We start from the raw sequence: 19881 nt of genomic DNA on the forward strand, positions 1-19881 counted from the left end.
CGCACTCCGCGTTCCTCGTCCCCGGGAGGCCGAGGGACGCGGTCGTGCCGACCACGGTCCCACCGCCGCGGATCGACGCGGAGCAGGAGCCGATCTCGAAGATCGTTCTTGACAGATAGCGTTTTCAGACGCATCCTGATATCGCTTTCAGACCGGGGCTCGAGTGCACGAAGGAGTGGATCGCTCGCCACCGTGTCGCTCGTCCGCTCTCCCGAGAGTCTGAGAGCCGGCCATCCCCTTCATCTGGCGACCAGCAGCACATCACCGCTGCCGAGGTCGCCCGCGATCACTTCAAGGAAGACGAGATCATGACTTTTCGAACCCGGTTCGTCGTCGCCGCGCTCGCGGCCTCGACCGCCCTTCTGCTCTCCGGTTGCGCTGCAGGCGGCGACCTCTCCTCCTCGTCGGGGGAGGAGGTGCCGTGGAACGATCCCACCGCATCCCTCGAGGGCGTCACGCTGACGTACGGCGGCGGAGCGGTCGCGGACGCGGGCCTCAAGCAGGTGCAGGACGCCTTCGCTGAGGCGACGGGCGTGACGTGGAAGCAGGTCGCGTACCCGGCTCCGTACGAGCAGAGCCTCCTCACCAAGGTCGCCGCCGGCGACATGCCCGACCTCGCCGCATGGCAGCCCACGGCCAGCTCCCTGAGCGCTCTGCAGGCCGAGCGGAACCTCCTTCCGCTCGACGACGCTCCGTGGCTGGACCGTCTCGACCCGTCGGTCCGAGACGTCAGCGGAATCCTCGACGACACGCGCTACGCGGCGCTCGTCAGCTCTCCGTCCGTCATGGGCGTCTACTACAACAAGCCCGCGTTCGAGAGCGCCGGCATCACCAGCGAGCCCAAGAACTGGGACGAGCTGATCGCCACGGCCGAGAAGATCAAGGCGAGCGGCGGCACTGCCTTCTACGAGGCGGGCGGAGCCCAGTGGCCGACGCAGTGGTGGGTGCAGGTGCAGCTGGCCGAGGCGGCGGAGAACGGGCTCTGGGAGGACATCAACACCAACAAGGAGCAGTTCACCGGACCGACGATCACCGACGCGATCACGAACTACAACGATCTCTTCGCGCAGGGACTGTTCAACTCCGACTACAAGACCGGCACGTTCGAGAACCAGGCCGCGGCGCTCCTCAGCGGTGACGCCGCCATGTCGGTCCAGGTGAACGCGCTGCTCCTGCAGATGCAGCAGACCTCCACCACGGAGGACATCGACGCGAACATCGGCTGGTTCCCCATCTCGAAGGACGGCTCGCTCGCCACGTCGATCCCCGACAACAAGAACGGTGTCGTCGCGTTCCGCACGGGAGACGCCGAGCGGGAGGCCGCGGCCAAGCAGTTCCTGAACTTCTGGCTCACGACCGACTACCCGGACTACCTGGCCGCGGTCAAGGGCGTCTCGATCCAGACGGACGTTCCGACTCCGGACGGAGTCCCGGAGGTCGCCTCGACGATCGCCGCCTCCCTCGGATCCTCCGTCGGCTCCATGCAGTCGCTGGCCATCGCGAACCCCGACCTGTACATCAACCTGGCCAACATGCTCCAGGGAACGGTCACGCCGGAGGACGTCGCGAGCACCACTCAGAAGCAGTTCGAGCAGTTCGCTAAGGCGCAGGGAGCCGAAGGCTTCTAGCCCGGTACCGGGGTCGGGCACGCCTGCCGCGCCCGACCCCACCCTCTTGATCGGAGACTCCCATGGCACTGCCCACCACGCTCGTACGGCCGCCCACGCGCGGCGAACCGCGACCGCCCGCACGCAGCGGAACGCGACGGTCCGCCGACAGGGCCGCGGCGAGGAACCACCCGCTCTGGTTCCTGATCCCGGCTTTCGCGATCCTCGCCGTCTTCTTCCTACTCCCGACGGTTCTCAACTTCTTCTACGCCTTCACAAACTGGTCCGCCTACAACGACAGCGTGGACTTCGTCGGCTTCGACAACTTCACCTCCCTCTTCGGCGATGACGAGGTGCTGCGCGCCGTCCGCGTCACTCTCGTCTGGGCGCTCCTCGTGGCGGTCTTCCAGAACTTCTTCGGCCTGGCACTCGCCCTCTTCTTCGAACGGGACACGCGGATCAACCGCATCGGCCGAGCCTTCTTCTTCATCCCCGTCCTGATCTCGCCCCTCGCGGTCGGCTACATCTTCCAGGCGTTCCTGCAGCCCTCGGGAGCTCTCAACGGGATCCTCAGCGCGATCGTGGGCCAGGAGGTGACCACGGCCTGGCTGGGGAGCACGACCTGGTCGATCGTCGTGGTCTCCCTCGTGCAGTCCTGGAAGTGGATGGGCCTCTCCATGCTGATCTTCCTCGCCGGCTTGAAGACGCTCCCGGAGGACGTGCTCGAGGCGGCCCGCATCGACGGTGCGTCGTGGTGGAGGACTCTCCGGAGCGTCCGCTTCCCGCTGCTCGCTCCCGCCATCACCTTCAACGTCGCCACCGCTCTGCTGGGGTCGATGAACGGATTCGACACCGTTCAGGCGACGACCCGCGGCGGGCCGGCGCAGACGACCGAAGTGCTGAACATCTTCATCTACCGCACCTTCGGGCAGGGGCTCTACGCCCAGTCCACGACGATGAGCCTGGTCCTGTTCCTCCTCGTGGTGGTACTGGCCTTCCCCGTCATCGGTTTCCTTCGACGTCGGGAGCAGCAGCTGTGAGCACGAGAAGCATGACCGGAACCCGTCCGCCGCGGACCGGGTACACCGTCTCCCGCCGCGCCGGGTCGGTCATCCACAACGTCATCGCCGTCATCGGGACAGCGGTCGTCATCGGCATCCCGCTGTGGCTGCTGGTGATCACCTCCGGCAAGAGCACCGCGGACTCGGCGTCACCGGATCTCTCACTGCCCACAACGTGGCACTTCGTCGAGAACTACGCGCAGGCCATCACACAGGGCGGAGTCCTCGCCGCCATGGGAGGCAGCCTCCTCGTGACGATCCCCAGCGTGCTGCTGGTCCTCGGTCTCGGCTCCGCCGCCGCATGGGTCCTCGCCCGCCGGTCGTCCCGCCTCACGTCCGTCCTCTACTCCATCGGCATCAGCGGGATCATCCTCCCTCCCGCCGTCATCATGATCGTCCTCACACTGAAGAGCATCGGGCTGGACGGCACTCTCGTCGGCGCGATCGGCGTCTACGGCGGCAGCTTCATGGCCACGGCGATCTTCTTCATCACCGGCTTCGTGAGATCCATCCCTCTCGAGCTCGAAGAAGCGGCGCGCATCGACGGCGCCGGCCCGGTGGGAGTGTTCTTCCGCGTGATCCTGCCGCTCCTGCAGCCCGTCCTCGCCACTGCCGCGATCCTCGTGACGATCAGCGTCTGGAACGAGGTGTTCTACGCCTTCTTCATCCTCAGCGGAGGACCGATCAGCACCATGCCGCTCGGCCTGTTCAACGTCGCCTCGCAGTCGGAGTACGTCAGGAACTGGAACCTGATCTTCGCCTACGTCGTGATCATGAGCATCCCGATGGTCGTCGCCTTCGTCATCGGCCAACGCCGCATCATCGCCGGAGTCACCTCCGGCGCTGTGAAGTAAGCCGCATCCCCCACTCGCCCCGTCTGCGGCCGACCCGCCGCTCCCAGGAGGATCCATGTCCGCACTGACCCCCACGCTCCCCGGCACCGACGCCGGCACCATCCGCATCGACGCCGGTGACGACGCACTCGACCTCGTCCTCGCTCAGGACGGGGACGAGCCGCTCCGAGTGCTGCGATTCGGGCCCCGAGGAGCGACCGGCGACCTGGCGACCGGCCGGCCGGCCTTGGAGGTGGTCACCAGCGACTCCGGGCGGGCTCCGTCGACACCCCGTCTCATCGGGGGGCAGGCCGGCCTCGGCCTCCGCTACCGCAGTCACCGGTCGGTCGCGTCGGTCGGAGTCGTCTCGACGATCGTCCTGCTCGGGGACGACGAGGCCGGTCTCGAAGCGGAGCTGCGCCTCGAGGTCGTGCAGGGAGCCGCGGCGGTCCGCTGCACGACGGTCGTGCGCAACACCGGAACCCAGCGCCGCGTCCTGCGGTCGGTGACGTCGATGGCGCTCCGGGTCGGTGTCGGATCCCACGCGGAGACCCGGCCGACCCGTCTCTCCCTCACCTCGGGCCGCAGCGACTGGGTCGGTGAATCGCGATGGTCCACCGCTCCGCTGGACACGTTCCTCGTCGACCTGCGCAAGGACGCGCACGGCGGAGGCGCTCGGAACGGCTACGCCGTCACCTCCACCGGGACCTGGTCGACGGCCGGCGCGCTGCCCGTCGGCGTGCTCGCGCTGTCGGACCCCGCCGAGGAGGCCGCCCTCGCCTGGCAGGTCGAGCACAACGGAGGCTGGCGCTGGGAAGTGGGGGAGGACCCTGACGGGACCTACGTGGCGTTGTCCGGCCCCACCGATCAGGACCACCAGTGGCTGCAGCCGCTCGAGCCCGGTGGATCCTTCACGACCGTCCCGGTCCTGCTCTCCGCCGGACGAGGCTTCGACAAGGCTCTCGCCGCCCTCACCGACGGTCGCCGAGCGCTGCGGCGTCCGCATCCCGATTCCGCCACCCGTCCCGTCGTCTTCAACGACTACATGAACACCCTGATGGGCGATCCGACGACCGAGCGCCTGCTGCCCCTCATCGACCAGGCCGCCGAAGCGGGCGCGGAGATCTTCTGCATCGACGCGGGCTGGTACGACGACTCCGGCGACTGGTGGTACAGCGTCGGCGACTGGCAGCCCTCCACCGTCCGGTTCCCGGACGGAGGGCTGACCGCCGTCCTGAACCGCATCCGGGAGCGGGACATGGTGCCGGGGCTGTGGCTCGAGCCGGAGGTCATCGGCGTCAGCAGCCCCGCCGCCGAGCGCCTTCCCGACGACGCCTTCCTCCAGAGGCTCGGTGAGCGCCTGGTGGAGCACGGCCGCTACACGCTCGACCTCCGCCATCCCGCCGCGATCGCCCACCTCGACGGCGTCATCGACCGTCTGGTCGGCGAGCTGGGTGTCGGCTACTTCAAGCTCGACTACAACATCGACGCGGGGGCCGGCACGGACGTGGGCGCGCCCTCCGTCGGCGCCGGGCTCCTCGAGCACAACAGGGCGCATCTGGCCTGGCTGGAGGCGGTCCTCGACCGGCACCCCGACCTCGTCCTGGAGAACTGCGCCTCCGGCGCCATGCGGATGGACGGGGCGATGCTCTCGCGTCTCCAGCTGCAGTCGACCAGCGACCAGCAGGACCCGATCGCCTACCCCCCGATCGCCGCCGCGGCTCCGCTCGCCATGGTCCCCGAGCAGGCGGCTAACTGGGCCTACCCTCAGCCCGACATGAGCGACGAGGCGATCGCGTTCACCCTCTGCACGGCGATGCTGGGACGGTTCTACCTGTCGGGGCGCCTCGACGGCATGAGTCCCGCCCAGCGGATGCTCGTGGCCGAAGGGGTCGCCGCGCACAAGCGGCTCCGGCCGGGGCTCGCCCGTGCGCACGCGGCCTGGCCGCTCGGCATCGATCTGTGGACCGCGCCCTGGGTCGCGCTCGCTCTCGGAGACGAGGACGAGACGCACCTCACTCTCTGGCGCCGCGAGGGGGATCGATCGATCGACGTGCCGCTGCCCGCCTTCCGCGGCGGGCCGCTCGTCGTCGAGACCGTCTTCCCGCGCCGCCTCACGCCGTGGGTCACCGAGTGGGACCAGGAGCGGGGGGTGCTCACCGTCTCGCTCCCCGGCGGGGACGACGAGCCCGCCGCGCGGACCTTCCGGATCGGGCGCTCGCCGTTCGTCGAGCACGTGGTCATCGACGCGTCGGCCACCACCGGTGAGGTGCACGGCGGCGCGACCGGGATGCTGTACGGGCTCGGGAGTCCCGACGCGCCCTCGTCCGCGCTGCTCTCCGGCATCCGCCCGCGCACCCTGGCGCAGAAGGCCCCCGGGGGGCTCCAGCACCCGGGAGGCGACGCCCTCGAGGTCGCGGACGACTTCTTCGCCGCCGGAGGCGAGGAGATGGTCGTCTACCTGCAGGACCTCCTCGAGCAGTGGCCGTACGAGGAGATCGGGGTCGACCGCTACGCGGAGCTGGTGCAGGACACCGTCCGCACGATCTCCCGTCGTGAGGACCGGGGACGATTCGTGTACGTGCCCTTCAACGAGGGGGACTGGATCTGGTACGCCGCATGGGACGCGGCCGGCCGGGACAGGTTCCTCGCCGATTGGACGACGCTGCACCGCGCCATCCGCGCCGTCGACCCCGACGCGCGGATCGTCGGGCCGAACGAGTCCCACTACTACCCGAACCGCGTCCGCGACCTCCTCGAGTACGGCAAGGCCAACGGCGTCCTCCCCGACATCATGGCGTGGCACGAACTGCAGCCCTCCTCGCTCGAGCTGCTGCCCCGTCATCTGGAGCACTACCGCGCTCTGGAGGAGGAGCTCTCGATCCCGCCGCTCCCCGTGAACATCGACGAGTACGCGAACCGGCGGGACACCTCGGTGCCCGGACGGCTCATCCAGTGGATCGACATCCTCGAGACCGGGAAGATCGACGGCGACCTCGCCTACTGGACGATGGCGGGGAACCTCGACGACCACGCGGTCGGACGTCATCAGGCGAACGGCGGCTGGTGGCTCCTGCACTGGTACGCCGCCCTGCGCGGCGAGACCGTGCGCTCCGAGACGGCCGCCTCGAGCGTCCGCGACTCCCTCCACTCCCTCGCGGCGCGGGAGGGGGACATCGTGACCGCGCTGATCGGCGGAGGCCGTCACCCCGTGGAGGTGGAGGTCCGCGGGCTCGCGGCCGGCGGGCACTGGCGGGTCGCCGTGGAGCGTGTCGAGTGGAGCGGGTACGAAGGTCCGCTCAGCAGCACCACGACCGTCGTCGACGAGCCCGTCGGCACGAGCGACGGCGTCCTCCGCTTCGGGATCGCGAACGACGACCCCCTGGCGGCGTACCGCGTGACGATCGCGCCGGACGACGGCGCTCCGTCGACTGCTGTCCCGGCCCCCGTCATGGTGCCCGCGGACGCCGCCACGGGCGAAGGCCTGACGTGGACTCGGCACGACGACGACATGCAGCAGTACGCGGGAACGGGGCGATCCGGCATCTCGGGGACTCCGGACGCCGGCAGCCGGGCCGAGTTCCCGGTCGTGGTGGAGCAGGAGGGCGAGCACGTCCTCGCGCTGCACTACGGAACGGACTCCGTCCCGGCGACGGCCGAGGTCCGGATCGACGGACGCGACGCCGTCCGGATCGAGCTGCCGGCGACTCTCGCCCGCGGATTCACCGGACGGGTCGAGACGCCCGTCACGCTCGACGCGGGGCCGCACGTCGTCGCCGTCCGGCCTCTCGACGGTGCCGATCTGGCGATCGACCGCATCGAGCTCCACACGCTCGTGCCGGTGCGGCACTATCCGGCGAGCAGGGCGCTGCGCGTGGGAGGCGAGGTGCGGCACGGAGCCGACGGCGCCAGGACCGCGGTGATCGTCGGACCCGGCGACAGCCTCTCCTTCCACGTCGGGGTGCCCGACCGTGCCCGGTACCGCCTGAGCCTGGACAGCGACGCCGGAGCGACCGTCGAGCTCGACGGCACCGTGCTGACCCGGCTGGACAGCGTGGTGCTGCCGGCCGGCATCAGCGAAATCCAGATCACCGCTGACAGGGCGACGGCGATCAGGGCGCTGACCGTCGAGCCGTCGAGCCGGGGGACGTCCGAGATCCCGGTGTCCGACGAGCGGTGGCGGCTGACGGGCGGGGCTCGGCTGAGCAGCGATGCGGCCGTCCCCGTCATCGACGGTCTCGGATCGGCGGACGGGCGGCCCGCCGGAGCGGCGGAGCTCGTCGCGCCCTCCGCCGGGCGCTACCTGCTCTCGTTGCGGTACAGCAACGCCGACCGGAGGACAGGACACCTCTACAACACCGACGTCATCGACCGTCACCTCCAGGTCCGAGCCGGGGACGGACCGGCGGTCCCGGTGACGTTCCCCTTCACGCACGACTGGGCGAACTTCGCGACGGTGTCCGTCACGATCGACGTCCCCCGGGGCGCCGACGTCCTCCACCTGACCTCGACCACGGGGGCGGGCCCGCTCCTGGCCGGAGCCGCCCTCGATAGGGTCGAGGAGGGAGGTCCGGTCTCGTGAAGCAGCTGTCCGTCGGCGATGACGTCCCGGCCGCGAGCGACCGCGCGGCGACGATCTCGGACGTCGCCGAGTACGCCCGGGTGTCGGTGCCCACCGTGTCGCGGGTGCTCACCGGAGCGGCTCGCGTCAGCCCGGAGCTGACCCGGCGGGTGACCGACGCGATCCAGGCTCTCGACTACCGGCCGAGCGCGACCGCCCGGGCACTGGTGCGCGGCGGCGCCACCACGATCGCCGTCCTCAGCTCCGACACCACCATCTACGGGTACTCGTCCACGATCCGCGGCATCGAGCAGGCCGCGAGGACGGCCGGATACTCGGTGACCATCGCCGTCATCGACGACGAGGGGTCGAGCTCGGCCCGCGCCGCCATCGATGCGGCTCTCAGGCTGCCGCTCGCGGGAGTCATCGTGCTCAAGTTCGATCCCGCGGGCGTCGCCGCACTCCCGCACCTCCCGGAGCACCTTCCCGTGGTCGTCGCCTCGGGCGAGCTGGACGGCCTCCATCCGCAAGCCGCGCTGGACGAGGTCGCCGGAGGGCGGGCGATCACGGAGCACCTCCTGCAGCTCGGCCATCGCACCGTGCACCACGTGACGGTGCCGCCCTCCCGGTCGGGGACCGAGGACGGCAGGACGACCGGGTGGCGCGACGCGCTGCGGGAGTCGGGCGCCGTCGTGCCGGCCGTCGTCGCCGGCACCTGGGAAGCCGCGTCCGGCGTCGCGATCGGTGCCGAGCTCGCGCAGGCCCCCGACATCACGGCGATCTTCTGCGGCAACGACGAGCTCGCGATGGGGGTCATTGCCGGCCTCACGGACTCCGGCCGCACAGTGCCGGGCGATGTCAGCGTGGTGGGTTTCGACGACCACCCGCTCTCGTCGATCTGGCGCCCGTCGATCACGACGGTGTCGCAGGACTTCGACGACCTCGGACAGCGCGCCTTCTCGCTGCTCGAGCAACGCATCGCGGGCGACAGGACGCCGACCCTGTCGATGACGATCCCGCCGACAGTGCTCCGGGGCAGCTCGGGGCCACCGCCGCAGAGCCGTCACGCGGAGGGGGTGCGGGGGGCGTAGGAGCTGGTCTGCTTCGGCGGTGACGTGGGGGTCCTCGGTCAGTCCCGCAGGCCGACCGTCACCGCCCGGCTCTCCGGCGCCTCGATCAGGTTCTTCGCCACTGCGGCGGAGAGGTAGGACGTCGCGTCGTGCCGGCGCAGAGTGACGACCGAGGCGACGGCTCGCACCGCCAGGACGATCGGAGCGAAGCTCGGCCCAGAGGTCAACCAGTCTCCGACCGCGACGCCGACCTCGGTCATCGGGATCAGCAGAGTCATCGGATCGAGTCGCCCGCCGCCCTCGCCCTTCAGAGGGCCGGACGATCGATGCAGCTCCGTGACGCGCGCCTTGTAGGTGAGGAGCGCGTCCTCGAGCTCCCGGCTGTCCTCCGCCTCGGCGACGGCGTGCCGCACGTCCCGGAGACCGTCGATGTACCGGGCGAGCAGCTTCTCCTTGCTCTGACGGAAGGCCACGATGTCGTCGAAGGTCGCCTCCGGGTGCGGCTCGGGGATGTCGTAGAGCGTGAGGGCGAGAGCCCGTTGGTCGGTGGCGTCGTCGATCGCGAACAGCGCCTGCCGGGCCGTCGCGGTCGTGGCCACGCCGTACTGCCAGCCCTTCGCCTGGCAGAGGCGTCGGCCGCAGATCGCGAGGAGCGCGGGGACCAGGTTCTCCCTGGTCGCGCGGAACTGAGAGCCGTCGTGAGAAGCGGGCCGGAGGTAGTCGTTTGCAAGGAGCCAGTGCTCCAGTTCGTAGGGGAGCTTGCGGGCGAACAGCCGGTCGGACTGCTTCCAGTCGTCGGTCGTGAAGGTGTACCGCTCTGCGGCGCGGATGCACTCGCGGACGGCGCGTTCTCGAGCGCGCTCGTCGAGATCGTCGAGATGGGCGGGAATCCACCAGCCTCGCTCCTTCATCTCGGCCATGGCTTCGGTGGGTGGGAACCCGCGCGGAGCGATCGTCGAGAACCGCTCGCTCAGCAGCAGGGCCTTCTTCATCTCGGCCTCGGGCGGAACGATGAGCGGTGACAGCAGGAGGGTGTCGTCGACCGTGGGGCACCCTGCGCGTCTACTCGCAGGACGGCGCGCTCGTGAGCGAGACGTCGCCCTCCGGAGCCGTCTCCGTGCAGCTGCCCGCGCAGGGCTTCGCGGTGCTGGTGGGCTGAGGGCGGCCCTGCTGGTCGAGTAGCCGCTACTCGATCGGCAGGGGGCGGTGAGTCGGAAGTCGCGGTACTCGCGGTCGAGTACCGCGACTTCTGCGTTCTCGCGGGGGCGAGGGCGGCGGGGAGGCGCGCGGCTGGGCGCGGACCATCAATTCGATGAGAGCGCTCTCTCGAAAACGCTTGACCTCTCCGCGGGGGCGTGCGTAAGCTCGCCGCACACCTCGTGAGAGCGCTCTCACATACGCGGAACAGCACGCGTGAGAGCGCTCGCAGGGGTGCCCCACCACCATCACGAAGGAGTGACCGTGCCCTATTCACGACGCACCAGGATCGCCGCGGCGATCGCCGGCGCCTCGGCCCTCGCCCTGATCGTCACCGGATGCTCGTCGGGATCCGACGCCTCCGAGGGCGGCGAGATCGAGCTGACCGTCACCACGTTCAACGCCATGGGCTTCGACGAGCTCTACGGCGAGTACGAGGACGCCAACCCGGGGATCACCATCGTCCCGAACAACATCGACACCGGCGGCAACGCGCGGACCGACGCGTTCACCAAGCTCGCCGCCGGCTCCGGACTCGCCGACGTCGTCGCCATCGAGGAGGGCTGGCTCGGCTCCGTCATGGAGGTCTCGGACCAGTTCGTCGACCTGCGCGACCACGGCATCGAGGACCGCAAGGCCGACTGGGTCGACTGGAAGTACGAGCAGGCGACCGACCCCGAGGGACGCGTCATCGGCTACGGCACCGACATCGGACCCGAGGGCCTCTGCTACAACACCGCAGCCTTCGAGGCCGCCGGCATGCCCACCGACCGCGCCGCCGTCGCCGAGATGCTCGGCGGACCGGACGCGACCTGGGACGACTACTTCGCCGCCGGTCAGAAGTACCACGACGCCACCGGCAAGGCCTGGTTCGACCACTCCGGATTCGTCTGGAACGCCATGGTGAACCAGCTGCCCGAGGGGTACTACACCTCCGACGGCGAGCTGAACGTCGAGGGCAACCCGGAGCTCGAGGAGCGCTGGGGCCAGCTGACCGACGCCACCGCCTCCGGCCTCTCGGCCGCGCAGAAGGCGTGGGACTGGAACAAGGGCAAGTCGTTCACCGACCAGACCTTCGCCACCTTCGTCTGCCCGGGCTGGATGTTCGGCACGCTGAAGAGCAACGTCGAGGCCGGCGGCGGGAACGCCGAGGCCACCGGCTGGGACTTCGCCGACGTCTTCCCCGGCGGCCCCGCCAACTGGGGCGGCTCGTTCCTCTCCGTCCCGACCCAGTCGAAGCACCCCGCCGAGGCCGCCGCGCTGGCGTCGTGGCTCAGCGAGCCGGAGCAGCAGCTGAAGGCGTTCGAGGCGGCCGGACCGTTCCCGAGCACCCTCGACGCGCAGAAGGAGCTCGCCTCCGCGGCCGCTCCCGACCCCGGCATGAACGACTCCCCGACCGGCGCGATCCTCGCGCAGCGCGCCGAGGGCGTCGTCGCCCAGTACAAGGGCCCGGACGACTCGCTGATCCAGGAGAACGTCTTCGGACCGGTCCTGCAGAAGGTCGACCGCGGCGAGATCGACGGCAAGGAGGGCTGGAACGAGGCGCTCCAGCTCCTCGACGAGCTCGTCGACTGATCCGGTCGGGCCAACGCCCGGGGGCTGACCCCTCCGGGACGAGGCCCCACCATCACGGGAGGTCCGGCCGCCACCGGACCTCCCGGTCCCCGTGCGGCCGGGCCGCCCGCATCCCGGGCCACCTCGCCGCCGGGAGAAACGCTGCCGCCCGCCGGCCGAGGCCTCTCCGGCCCCGCTGCCCGCGACTCCTCCCGGCCGGCCCCGCCGCACGAGAGACTCCGGCCCCGCCGCATCCCCTCCGACTCCGACTCGACCTCGAAGAGAGCGCCATGACGAGCACACTCACCCCGCCGACCACGGCGACGCCCCCCGCGGGGAAGCGGCGCCCGGCGCCCCGACTCCCGCTGACCTTCCGCCAGCGCGCGAGCCGCTTCGACGTGAAGGCCTCGCCCTACCTCTACATCTCGCCGTTCTTCCTGCTCTTCGCGCTCACCGGAGCGTTCCCGCTGGTCTACACGCTCGTCGTGTCGCTCTACGACTGGCAGCTGCTCCAGGGCCAGGGCGACTTCGTCGGGTTCGCGAACTTCGCGGCCGTGCTCGGCGACCGCTTCTTCTGGAACTCGATCGTCAACACGCTGAGCATCTTCCTGCTCTCCACGATCCCGCAGCTCGCCGTCGCGCTGCTGCTCGCAGCCGCCCTCGACCAGGCGCTGCGAGCCAGCACCTTCTGGCGGATGAGCGTCCTGCTGCCGTACATCGTCTCGCCGGTCGCGGTCGCGCTGATCTTCTCGAGCGTCTTCAGCGACCAGGAGGGCCTGATCAACAATCTGATCGGCCTGGTGGGCATCAGCCCGATCGAGTGGACCAACGACCGCCTCGCCAGCCACGTCGCGATCGCGACGATGGTCAACTGGCGCTGGACCGGCTACAACGCCCTCATCCTCCTCGCCGCCATGCAGGCCGTGCCGCGCGAGCTGCACGAGTCGGCCGCGATCGACGGGGCGAACGCGTTCCGCCGCTTCCGCTCGATCACGATCCCCAGCATCCGGCCGACCCTGATCTTCGTGATCATCACCGCCACCATCGGCGGCCTGCAGATCTTCGCGGAGCCGCGCCTGTTCGACGTGTCGAACGCGGGCGGCATCGGCGGCTCGGACCGGCAGTTCCAGACCACCGTCCTCTACCTCTGGGAGATGGCGTTCTTCCGCCAGAACTTCGGCGAGGCGGCCGCGATCGCGTGGCTGCTGTTCCTCCTGATCGTGCTGATCGGCCTGCTGAACTTCGCGATCTCGCGGCGGATCGCCTCCGTCGAGAACCGGATCTCGCAGCGCTCGAAGCGGCGCTCCGCCCGCCCCGCGACCGCCGACGAGATCGCCGCCGCGGACCCCCTGCTCACCACCACCGGCCTCGGCCAGAACGAGAGCGAGCGATGACCGCCCCCGCCACCTCCGCCGCCTTCCCGGTGCGCCGCGTCCGCGCCTCCCGCGCCGGCCGCGTCGACCGGCCCGGCTTCCTCACGTACGGGCTGCTGAGCGCCTTCATCCTCGGCTCGACCTATCCGCTGTGGTGGTCGTTCGTCGTGGCGAGCGGCTCGAACGCGACCCGCAGCGAGACCCTGCCGCTCGTCCCGGGCGGCAACTTCCTCGCCAACGCCTCGCAGGTGCTGACGGCGATCCCGTTCTGGACGGCGCTGCTGAACAGCGTCATCGTCTCGGGGATCATCACGCTCTCGGTCGTGTCGTTCTCGACGCTCGCCGGCTACGCCTTCGCGAAGCTGCGGTTCCGCGGGCGCGACGGCCTGATGATCGGAGTGGTCGCGACCATGGCGATCCCGACGCAGCTCGGCATCATCCCGCTGTTCATCCTGATGCGACAGCTCGGCTGGACCGGCTCGCTCGGCGCCGTGATCGTGCCGACGCTGGTCACCGCGTTCGGCGTGTTCTTCATGCGGCAGTACCTGGTCGACGTGATCCCGGACGAGCTGATCGAGGCGGCGCGCGTGGACGGAGCGAACCAGTTCCGGACGTTCCTCACCGTCGCCGTCCCGGCGGCGCGACCGGCGATGGCGATCCTCGGGCTCTTCACGTTCATGATGGCCTGGACCGACTTCCTCTGGCCGCTGATCGTCCTCAGCCCGACGAACCCGACCCTGCAGACGGCGCTCGCGCAGCTGCAGTCGGGCTACTACGTCGACTACTCGATCGTGCTGGCCGGCGCTGTGCTCTCGGTGATTCCGCTGCTGGTGCTGTTCCTGCTCGCCGGACGCCAGCTCATCGCGGGCATCATGAGCGGAGCGGTGAAGGGCTGACGCCCGGAGACTCCCGCGGGACCGGGTCGGGGGACATCGGACCGCGGGACGGGGGCCTCGGGCCCGGGGCCGTGGCGCCCCGGGTCCGGGGGTCGGGGGCTGCGGGGAGGGATCGGGCCGTGGACTGAGCGGCCGGCGGGTTCGCGACCCGACCGGTCGTCGTGCTCGGAGCATCCCGACCACTGCCGCGCAGGATCCCGCCGATCACGCCCCGTTCGGGCCTCCTGGCCCGACCTCCCGCCGCCTAGGCTGGCGCAGAGGAGGCGACATGGAGCCGAAGGACCGGCGCGACGAGGACCCCTCGAGCGGGCCGTCGGAGCCGCGTCCGGGGGACGGGCCGACGCCGTCGGAGCAGGCGCTGCGCGCCATCCGCGATGTCGCGAACGGGGCGGACCCGACGAACGAGGCGTTCCGGCTGTCGAACGACTTCACCGACCGGCAGGCCGAGCGGCTCCGGAGCCTCCTCGCGCGCTTCCGCCGCGGGCGCTGACGGGCGCGAGGCTGCCTGCCTCCGCCAGTGCGCGACCGATCGCCGTGCGCCGGTCGCGCCGGTGATCGCCGAGGCGGCGCCCCGACCGCCCGGCGCCACCCCGAACGGCCGCTATCCGCGCCCTCGCAGGCCGCGGACTCACTCCGCCGGCCCGGTCCGCCGCCCCGCATCACCCCCGAATGGCCGCGATCCGCGCCACTTCACGCCGCGGACGCCCCGCACGAGCCCGCTCCTCCGGCGCTCGGCTAGCCTCGGAGGCACCCGCGAGGAAGGCCCGCATGACCCACGACACCGCCTCGGCCGCCCCGACCCTCGAAGCCGTCGCCGCGCTGGCCGGAGTCTCCCGCGCGACGGTCAGCCGGGTCGTCAACGACTCCCCGCGCGTGAAGGACGGCGCCCGGACGGCCGTGCTCGCCGCGATCGAGCAGCTCGGCTACGTGCCCAACCGCGCCGCGCGCTCCCTCGCCAGCCGCCGCACGCAGACCGTCGCGCTCGTGGTGCCGGAGTCGGCGGCGAAGGTGTTCGCGGATCCGTTCCTCGCCTCAGTGGTGCAGGGCGCCGCGATGGCCTTCGCCGGCACCGAGTACACGCTCACCATCGTGATCGCGTCGGAGGCGGCTCCCGAGAAGACGCGGCGCTACCTGCTCGGCGGCAACGTCGACGGCGCGCTCGTCGTCTCGCACCACAGCGGCGACCACTCCTACGCGCAGCTCGGCGCCTCCCTCCCCGTGGTCTTCGGCGGGCGGCCGCTGACGGAGGAGGGCGGCAGCTACTTCGTCGACGTCGACAACACCGGAGCGGCGCGCACGGTCACCGAGCACCTCCTGGGCCTCGGCCGCACGGCCCCCGCGATGATCGCGAGCCGCCAGGACATGCCCGCCGCGATCGACCGCCTGTCCGGCTGGCGCTCGGCCGTCACCGCCGCGGGCCTCGACGACTCGCTCGTCGAGTACGGCGACTACTCGCCCGAGGACGGCGCGACCGCGATGCGCCGCCTGCTCGACTCCGGCCGGCCGATCGACGCGGTCTTCGCCTCCAACGACCAGATGGCGTCGGGCGCCCTGACGGCGCTGCGCGAGCGCGGCCTCACGGTGCCGGGCGACATCGCGCTCGCGGGATTCGACGGCGACTACTTCGCCGAGGCGAGCGAGCCGCGCCTCACCACGGTGCGCCAGCCCTCCACGGGCCTCGGCGAGGCGATGGCGGACGTGCTGGTGCGACTCCTGGCCGGCGAGGAGGTGCAGCGCGTGACGCTGCTGCCGACCGAGCTGCTGGTGCGCGGCTCCACGGTCGCGGGCGCGTGACCCCGCGCTGAGTGCGCTGACCCGTTCGCTGAGTCGCCCGGATCGGCTCCCCGCTGCGGTGTGTCGCGAGCCGATCCGGGCGACTCAGCGCTGGACGGGCTCGTCGGGGATGTCGAGCAGGTGGAAGGGACCCCGGGGGAGCAGGCCTGTGCTCCACAGCGCGACGACGGCCCAGCCGAGGTCGGCGTGCGCGACGGCGCCCTCGGGCAGGGTCCGGGTGAAGAGCGCGTAGTCGATCCCTTCGAGGGGGAGGGCGCTCACGTCCCACGCGGGCCGGTCGGCGGCCAGCTCCTGGGCCCGCGCCTCCGCCGCCACCATCGCCGCTCGCGTCCGGTCCCCGGGCAGGCCGGCGGGGATCACCGAGAGGAGGAGCGAGCCGATCGCGAGCGCGGCCGTCGCGACCGGGTCGGTGACCACTCCGTGCACCGAGCCGCGCGGCCCGAGGCGGACACCGGTCAGCCGCAGCGTGCGGACCGAGTACGAGCCGCCGTCCCGCTCGGCGCGGACCGAGAGGTCGTCGACGGGCCCGTCGTCCGTCCGCCCGCTCCCGTCGACGGACCACGGATCGGAGACGGGGACCAGCGCGCGCACGCCCTCATCCGACTCCCTGCTGCGCCGCCGGTCAAGAGGCGCAGCTCGTGGACCGGCGCTGAGGTGCCCGGATCGGCCGGCCGCTCCGGTGTGTCACGAGCAGATCCGGGCACCTCAGTGCGGAGGTGCGGATGCGTGGAGGCCCGCAGGCGCGGCTCAGAACTCCTCGTAGTTGTAGGGCTCCGGGTCCTCGTCGATCACGGGGCGCGCGATCGTGGCGCGGTTGCTCTTGATGCGGGAGCGGATGTCCTCGACGGCGGCCTCGACGGCGCCGGTGGTCGACTCCTCGTCCTTGATGGAGACCTCGACGGGGACGGCGACGAGCTCGCTGCTCGCGTCGAGCGTCATCTTCGCCTCGATGAGCTCGCCGTCCTCGGTGAACGCCGGGACCGTGACCGCTTCGGAGTGCTCCTGGCGGTCGATCGCGGTCACCAGGTCGAGGAGGGCCTCGGTCACGGCGTCGGTCGTCACGAAGCTCTTGGAGGCGTAGGTCAGCTGCTGCATGCCTCCACTCTCCCGAACGGGAGCGCCCCTCGCGCGGGGTTGCGCCTCGTCGGCCCAGCCCGTAGCGGAGGGGCAGCACGACCGGCGCGGGCGCGAGGAGTCAACCCTCTAGGCCGCGATCCGGGCGTCCGCTTCCCTGGTGGCGGGGCCTCGGGAGGAGGCGCGGGGGTCTCGGGATCCCGGGGCCCCGGCACTCGATCGGGAGGGGACCGGATGCGGCGTCGGGGACTCCGCGGCGACAGGGCGTTCCAGGGCGCCTTCCTGATCGGAGTCGGCCTCCTGGCGGCCGTCGACGAGATCGTCTTCCACCAGATCCTCGCCTGGCACCACTTCTACGACCGCTCCACTCCGGCGATCGGCCTGCTCTCGGACGGGCTGCTGCACGCGGCCGAGATCCTCGCACTCGTCGGCGGCGGCTTCCTGCTCGCCGACGCCCGGCGCCGATCCGCTCTGCGTCCGCGCACGGCGTGGGCCGCGGGGCTCACGGGGGCGGGGCTGTTCCAGCTGTGGGACGGAGTCGTCGACCACAAGCTGCTCCGGGTGCACCAGGTGCGCTACGACGTCGACCTGCTGCTCTACGACTCCGTCTGGATCGCCTCCGGAGCGGTGCTGCTGGCGGCGGGCCTGCTCCTCCTGCCTCGGCGACGGCGCGCGACGGCGTGACCCCGCACGCCGACCACACCCTGCTCGACCCGGGCCTGCTGCTCCTGGTCCCGCTGGCCGCGGCGGCGGCGCTCGGAGGGGGCGCCGCGGCCCTCGAGCGGCGGCGCGGACGGCCGTGGCCGCTGCACCGGACCTCCCTGCTCCTCGGCGGGCTCGCGACCGCGGCGCTCTGCTTCACGGGTCCGCTCGCGGAGTGGTCGCACGCGGATCCGCGCGGGGCGATGCTGACGCATCTGGTCCTCGGGATGCTCGCGCCGCTCCTCCTGGTGCTCTCGGCCCCCGTCACCCTGGCCCTGCGGGCGCTCAACGTCACCGCGGCCCGAAGGCTCTCGCGGCTGCTCCGGAGCCGCCCGGCCCGTCTCCTCGCCCACCCGGTGACGGCGCTCCTGCTCTCGACGGGTTCCCTCTGGCTCGTGCACGCGACCGGGCTGCTCGCCGCCGCGCACGCGGATCCGCTGCTGCACCTCGCACTCGGCGTGCACTTCCTGCTCAGCGGCTGCCTGCTGACGGCGGCTCTCGCCGGAGTCGATCCGAACCCGCACCGCGCCCCGTTCGGCCTGCGCCTGGGCGTGCTCGGAGCGGGCATCGCCGCGCACGCGCTGCTCGCGACCGTGCTCTACGCGGAGGCGCCGGACGAGACGGGACGCCAGGCGGCGCTCCTGCTGTTCTACGGAGGCGACCTGCTCGAGACGGCGCTCGCCGTGGTCGTCTGCGCCCGGCGCTACGCGGCGACGGCGCCCCGGCAACCCCCTCCGCCGAGCGCGCCCTGCTCCCTACGCTCGGACGCATGCTCCTCATCTTCGGGACCCGAGCCGTCGAGGACCTCCTCCGGACGCTCGTCTTCGTCTGCCGCGTCTGCGGGCAGCGCGACGAGCAGCGGATCCTCCGCCGCCGGACGCGCCTCTCGCTCTTCTTCGTCCCCGTCCTGACCGTCTCGACCCGCTACCTGCTCGAGTGCTCGCACTGCCGCACAGTGTCCCCGATCAGCAAGGAGGAGGCGCAGGGCTCCGTCCGCTGGGCCGGCAACTCCGACCAGTGACCGCCCCGAGCGGGAGGCTCCCGCGGTGCGCTCAGCGCACCGGAGCCGGCACCGCCGCGGGACGCGCGGCGACCGCGGCCGCGCGCCGCGTCGCCCAGTTGTTGAGCAGCAGCGCCGTCACGACGATGGCCGCGCCGAGCAGGGCGACGGGCCCCGGTCGGTAGCCGCCCGCCATGCTGATCGCGAAGGTCGTGACCGGGACGAGGTTCTGGAAGAGCGTGCCGTTGAGGGCGCCGAGCAGCTTGATGCCGGCGTTCCACAGCAGCACGGCGACGACGCCGGCCAGGAGGATCAGGTAGGCCAGCTGCGGCCATGCCGCGAGCACCTCGGCCCCGGTCGGCGGGTGCGCGGATCCGGTGGCCGTCGCCACGGCGACCGCGACGGCGATCGAGGGGCAGCCGAGCGCGGTGGTGAGCGTCGAGTACCGCAACGCCGACCAGCTGGGGAAGGCCGCGGCTCCGCGCGTGTAGACGACCCAGCAGATCGCTCCGAGCAGGGCGAGCAGCTCGCCGAACCCCAGCTCGCCGTCGAGGAGGAGGGCGACGTCGCCGCGGGTGACGACGAGCGCGACTCCGGCGAGCGCGAGCAGGATGCAGCCGACGGTGGCGGCAGGCGGCAGGCGACGCGCGCCGATGCTCGCGAGCACCGCGCCGATCGCGGGCATCATCCCCATCATCAGGCTGACGTTCGGGGCCGAGGTGAACCGCAGAGCCGTGAAGGCGAGCAGGCCGAAGCCGGCGAATCCGGAGGCGCCGAGCAGTGCCAGCCGCCACCCGCGGCCGTCGAGCCGGAAGGCGCGGAGCCCTTCCGCCCGGGCGAGCAGCAGGGCGAGGACGACCGCGGCGGCGGTGTAGCGGATGAGGGTCATGAAGAAGGAGTCGACCGTCGCCGCGATGCTGTCCGCGACCGGGAGCATGCCGCCCCAGAGGATCGGCGGGATCAGGCAGAAGAGCAGACCTCGCGACCGCATGGCGCCCCTGACCCGTCGGGTGCGGCCGCCCCGGGCGGGGGCCGTCGCTCGATGGTGGACCCCGGCGGCTCGGCGCACAAGAGCGCCGCCGACCCCCGAAGAGCCCGCCTCGGGGCCGAGCGGAGAGGGGTGCGCCGGGTGTGGAGGAGGCTCGGCGAGCCGACGGAT

The 19881-nt window shown here is 71.6% G+C and carries 18 protein-coding genes; 14 read left to right on the forward strand and 4 right to left on the reverse strand.

The annotated features are described in order from the left end of the window. Window positions 1-308 precede the first annotated feature (308 nt). From C5D36_RS02470 to C5D36_RS02490, 5 genes are all read left to right on the forward strand, one after another. Complete coding sequence (locus tag C5D36_RS02470; RefSeq protein WP_104295108.1) at window positions 309-1628, forward strand: ABC transporter substrate-binding protein; 1320 nt, start codon at window positions 309-311, stop codon at window positions 1626-1628. A gap of 62 nt (window positions 1629-1690) precedes the next feature. Beyond that, the gene (locus C5D36_RS02475) at window positions 1691-2647 is read left to right on the forward strand and encodes a carbohydrate ABC transporter permease (RefSeq protein WP_181072738.1); all 957 of its coding nucleotides are present in this window, start codon (window positions 1691-1693) and stop codon (window positions 2645-2647) included. Window positions 2648-2658: 11 nt separating this feature from the next. After that, window positions 2659-3522 carry a carbohydrate ABC transporter permease gene (locus C5D36_RS02480; protein ID WP_104295109.1) on the forward strand — a complete coding sequence of 288 codons (864 nt, stop codon included), beginning with the start codon at window positions 2659-2661 and terminating at the stop codon, window positions 3520-3522. A gap of 55 nt (window positions 3523-3577) precedes the next feature. Continuing rightward, window positions 3578-8083: an alpha-galactosidase gene (locus C5D36_RS16975; RefSeq protein ID WP_219812567.1), complete on the forward strand. Its 4506-nt coding sequence runs from the start codon at window positions 3578-3580 to the stop codon at window positions 8081-8083. Further along, entirely contained in the window at window positions 8080-9153 is a 1074-nt protein-coding gene (locus C5D36_RS02490; protein ID WP_104295110.1) for a LacI family DNA-binding transcriptional regulator, read from the forward strand. Before C5D36_RS16975 ends, C5D36_RS02490 begins: the two co-directional genes overlap by 4 nt. Window positions 9154-9191: 38 nt before the next feature. Here the strand turns inward: C5D36_RS02490 and C5D36_RS02495 are convergent, their stop codons facing one another. After that, on the reverse strand, window positions 9192-10124 hold the full coding sequence (locus tag C5D36_RS02495) for a hypothetical protein (protein WP_104295111.1): 933 nt from the start codon (window positions 10122-10124) through the stop codon (window positions 9192-9194). 26 nt (window positions 10125-10150) lie between these two features. Between C5D36_RS02495 and C5D36_RS16745 the strand changes: the two genes are divergently transcribed. The 6 genes from C5D36_RS16745 (at window position 10151) to C5D36_RS02520 (ending at window position 15946) form a co-directional block, all read left to right on the forward strand. After that, on the forward strand, window positions 10151-10291 hold the full coding sequence (locus C5D36_RS16745) for a hypothetical protein (RefSeq protein WP_181072740.1): 141 nt from the start codon (window positions 10151-10153) through the stop codon (window positions 10289-10291). Window positions 10292-10593: 302 nt separating this feature from the next. Continuing rightward, window positions 10594-11904, forward strand: a complete 1311-nt coding sequence (locus C5D36_RS02500) for an ABC transporter substrate-binding protein (RefSeq protein ID WP_104232944.1) — start codon at window positions 10594-10596, stop codon at window positions 11902-11904. A 269-nt stretch (window positions 11905-12173) separates the two neighbouring features. Further along, window positions 12174-13277 carry a carbohydrate ABC transporter permease gene (locus C5D36_RS02505; protein ID WP_104247219.1) on the forward strand — a complete coding sequence of 368 codons (1104 nt, stop codon included), beginning with the start codon at window positions 12174-12176 and terminating at the stop codon, window positions 13275-13277. Further along, window positions 13274-14152 carry a carbohydrate ABC transporter permease gene (locus C5D36_RS02510; protein WP_104223961.1) on the forward strand — a complete coding sequence of 293 codons (879 nt, stop codon included), beginning with the start codon at window positions 13274-13276 and terminating at the stop codon, window positions 14150-14152. Before C5D36_RS02505 ends, C5D36_RS02510 begins: the two co-directional genes overlap by 4 nt. Before the next feature lie 268 nt (window positions 14153-14420). Beyond that, window positions 14421-14642, forward strand: a complete 222-nt coding sequence (locus tag C5D36_RS02515; RefSeq protein WP_104232942.1) for a hypothetical protein — start codon at window positions 14421-14423, stop codon at window positions 14640-14642. Between the two features lie 278 nt (window positions 14643-14920). After that, complete coding sequence (locus C5D36_RS02520; protein ID WP_104250504.1) at window positions 14921-15946, forward strand: LacI family DNA-binding transcriptional regulator; 1026 nt, start codon at window positions 14921-14923, stop codon at window positions 15944-15946. An 84-nt stretch (window positions 15947-16030) separates the two neighbouring features. Here the strand turns inward: C5D36_RS02520 and C5D36_RS02525 are convergent, their stop codons facing one another. Both C5D36_RS02525 and C5D36_RS02530 read right to left on the reverse strand, forming a co-directional pair. Continuing rightward, window positions 16031-16537 carry a hypothetical protein gene (locus C5D36_RS02525; protein WP_104295112.1) on the reverse strand — a complete coding sequence of 169 codons (507 nt, stop codon included), beginning with the start codon at window positions 16535-16537 and terminating at the stop codon, window positions 16031-16033. 156 nt (window positions 16538-16693) lie between these two features. Next, window positions 16694-17041 carry a hypothetical protein gene (locus C5D36_RS02530; RefSeq protein ID WP_104223965.1) on the reverse strand — a complete coding sequence of 116 codons (348 nt, stop codon included), beginning with the start codon at window positions 17039-17041 and terminating at the stop codon, window positions 16694-16696. Between the two features lie 213 nt (window positions 17042-17254). On the opposite strand from C5D36_RS02530, the gene C5D36_RS02535 reads away from it, so the two are divergent. From C5D36_RS02535 to C5D36_RS17310, 3 genes are read left to right on the forward strand one after another with little or no spacing between them, the layout of a single operon-like run. Next, window positions 17255-17704 (forward strand): DUF2243 domain-containing protein, encoded by a 450-nt coding sequence (locus tag C5D36_RS02535; protein ID WP_104295113.1) that lies wholly within the window; start codon window positions 17255-17257, stop codon window positions 17702-17704. Next, on the forward strand, window positions 17701-18633 hold the full coding sequence (locus C5D36_RS02540) for a cytochrome c oxidase assembly protein (protein ID WP_104295114.1): 933 nt from the start codon (window positions 17701-17703) through the stop codon (window positions 18631-18633). Before C5D36_RS02535 ends, C5D36_RS02540 begins: the two co-directional genes overlap by 4 nt. Next, window positions 18585-18743 carry a hypothetical protein gene (locus C5D36_RS17310; RefSeq protein WP_374953052.1) on the forward strand — a complete coding sequence of 53 codons (159 nt, stop codon included), beginning with the start codon at window positions 18585-18587 and terminating at the stop codon, window positions 18741-18743. Before C5D36_RS02540 ends, C5D36_RS17310 begins: the two co-directional genes overlap by 49 nt. Before the next feature lie 31 nt (window positions 18744-18774). Here the strand turns inward: C5D36_RS17310 and C5D36_RS02550 are convergent, their stop codons facing one another. After that, window positions 18775-19713, reverse strand: a complete 939-nt coding sequence (locus C5D36_RS02550) for a DMT family transporter (RefSeq protein WP_104295115.1) — start codon at window positions 19711-19713, stop codon at window positions 18775-18777. Between the last annotated feature and the right edge of the window lie 168 nt (window positions 19714-19881).

Source organism: Rathayibacter sp. AY1C6 (assembly GCF_002931535.1).
Taxonomy (GTDB): Bacteria; Actinomycetota; Actinomycetes; order Actinomycetales; family Microbacteriaceae; genus Rathayibacter.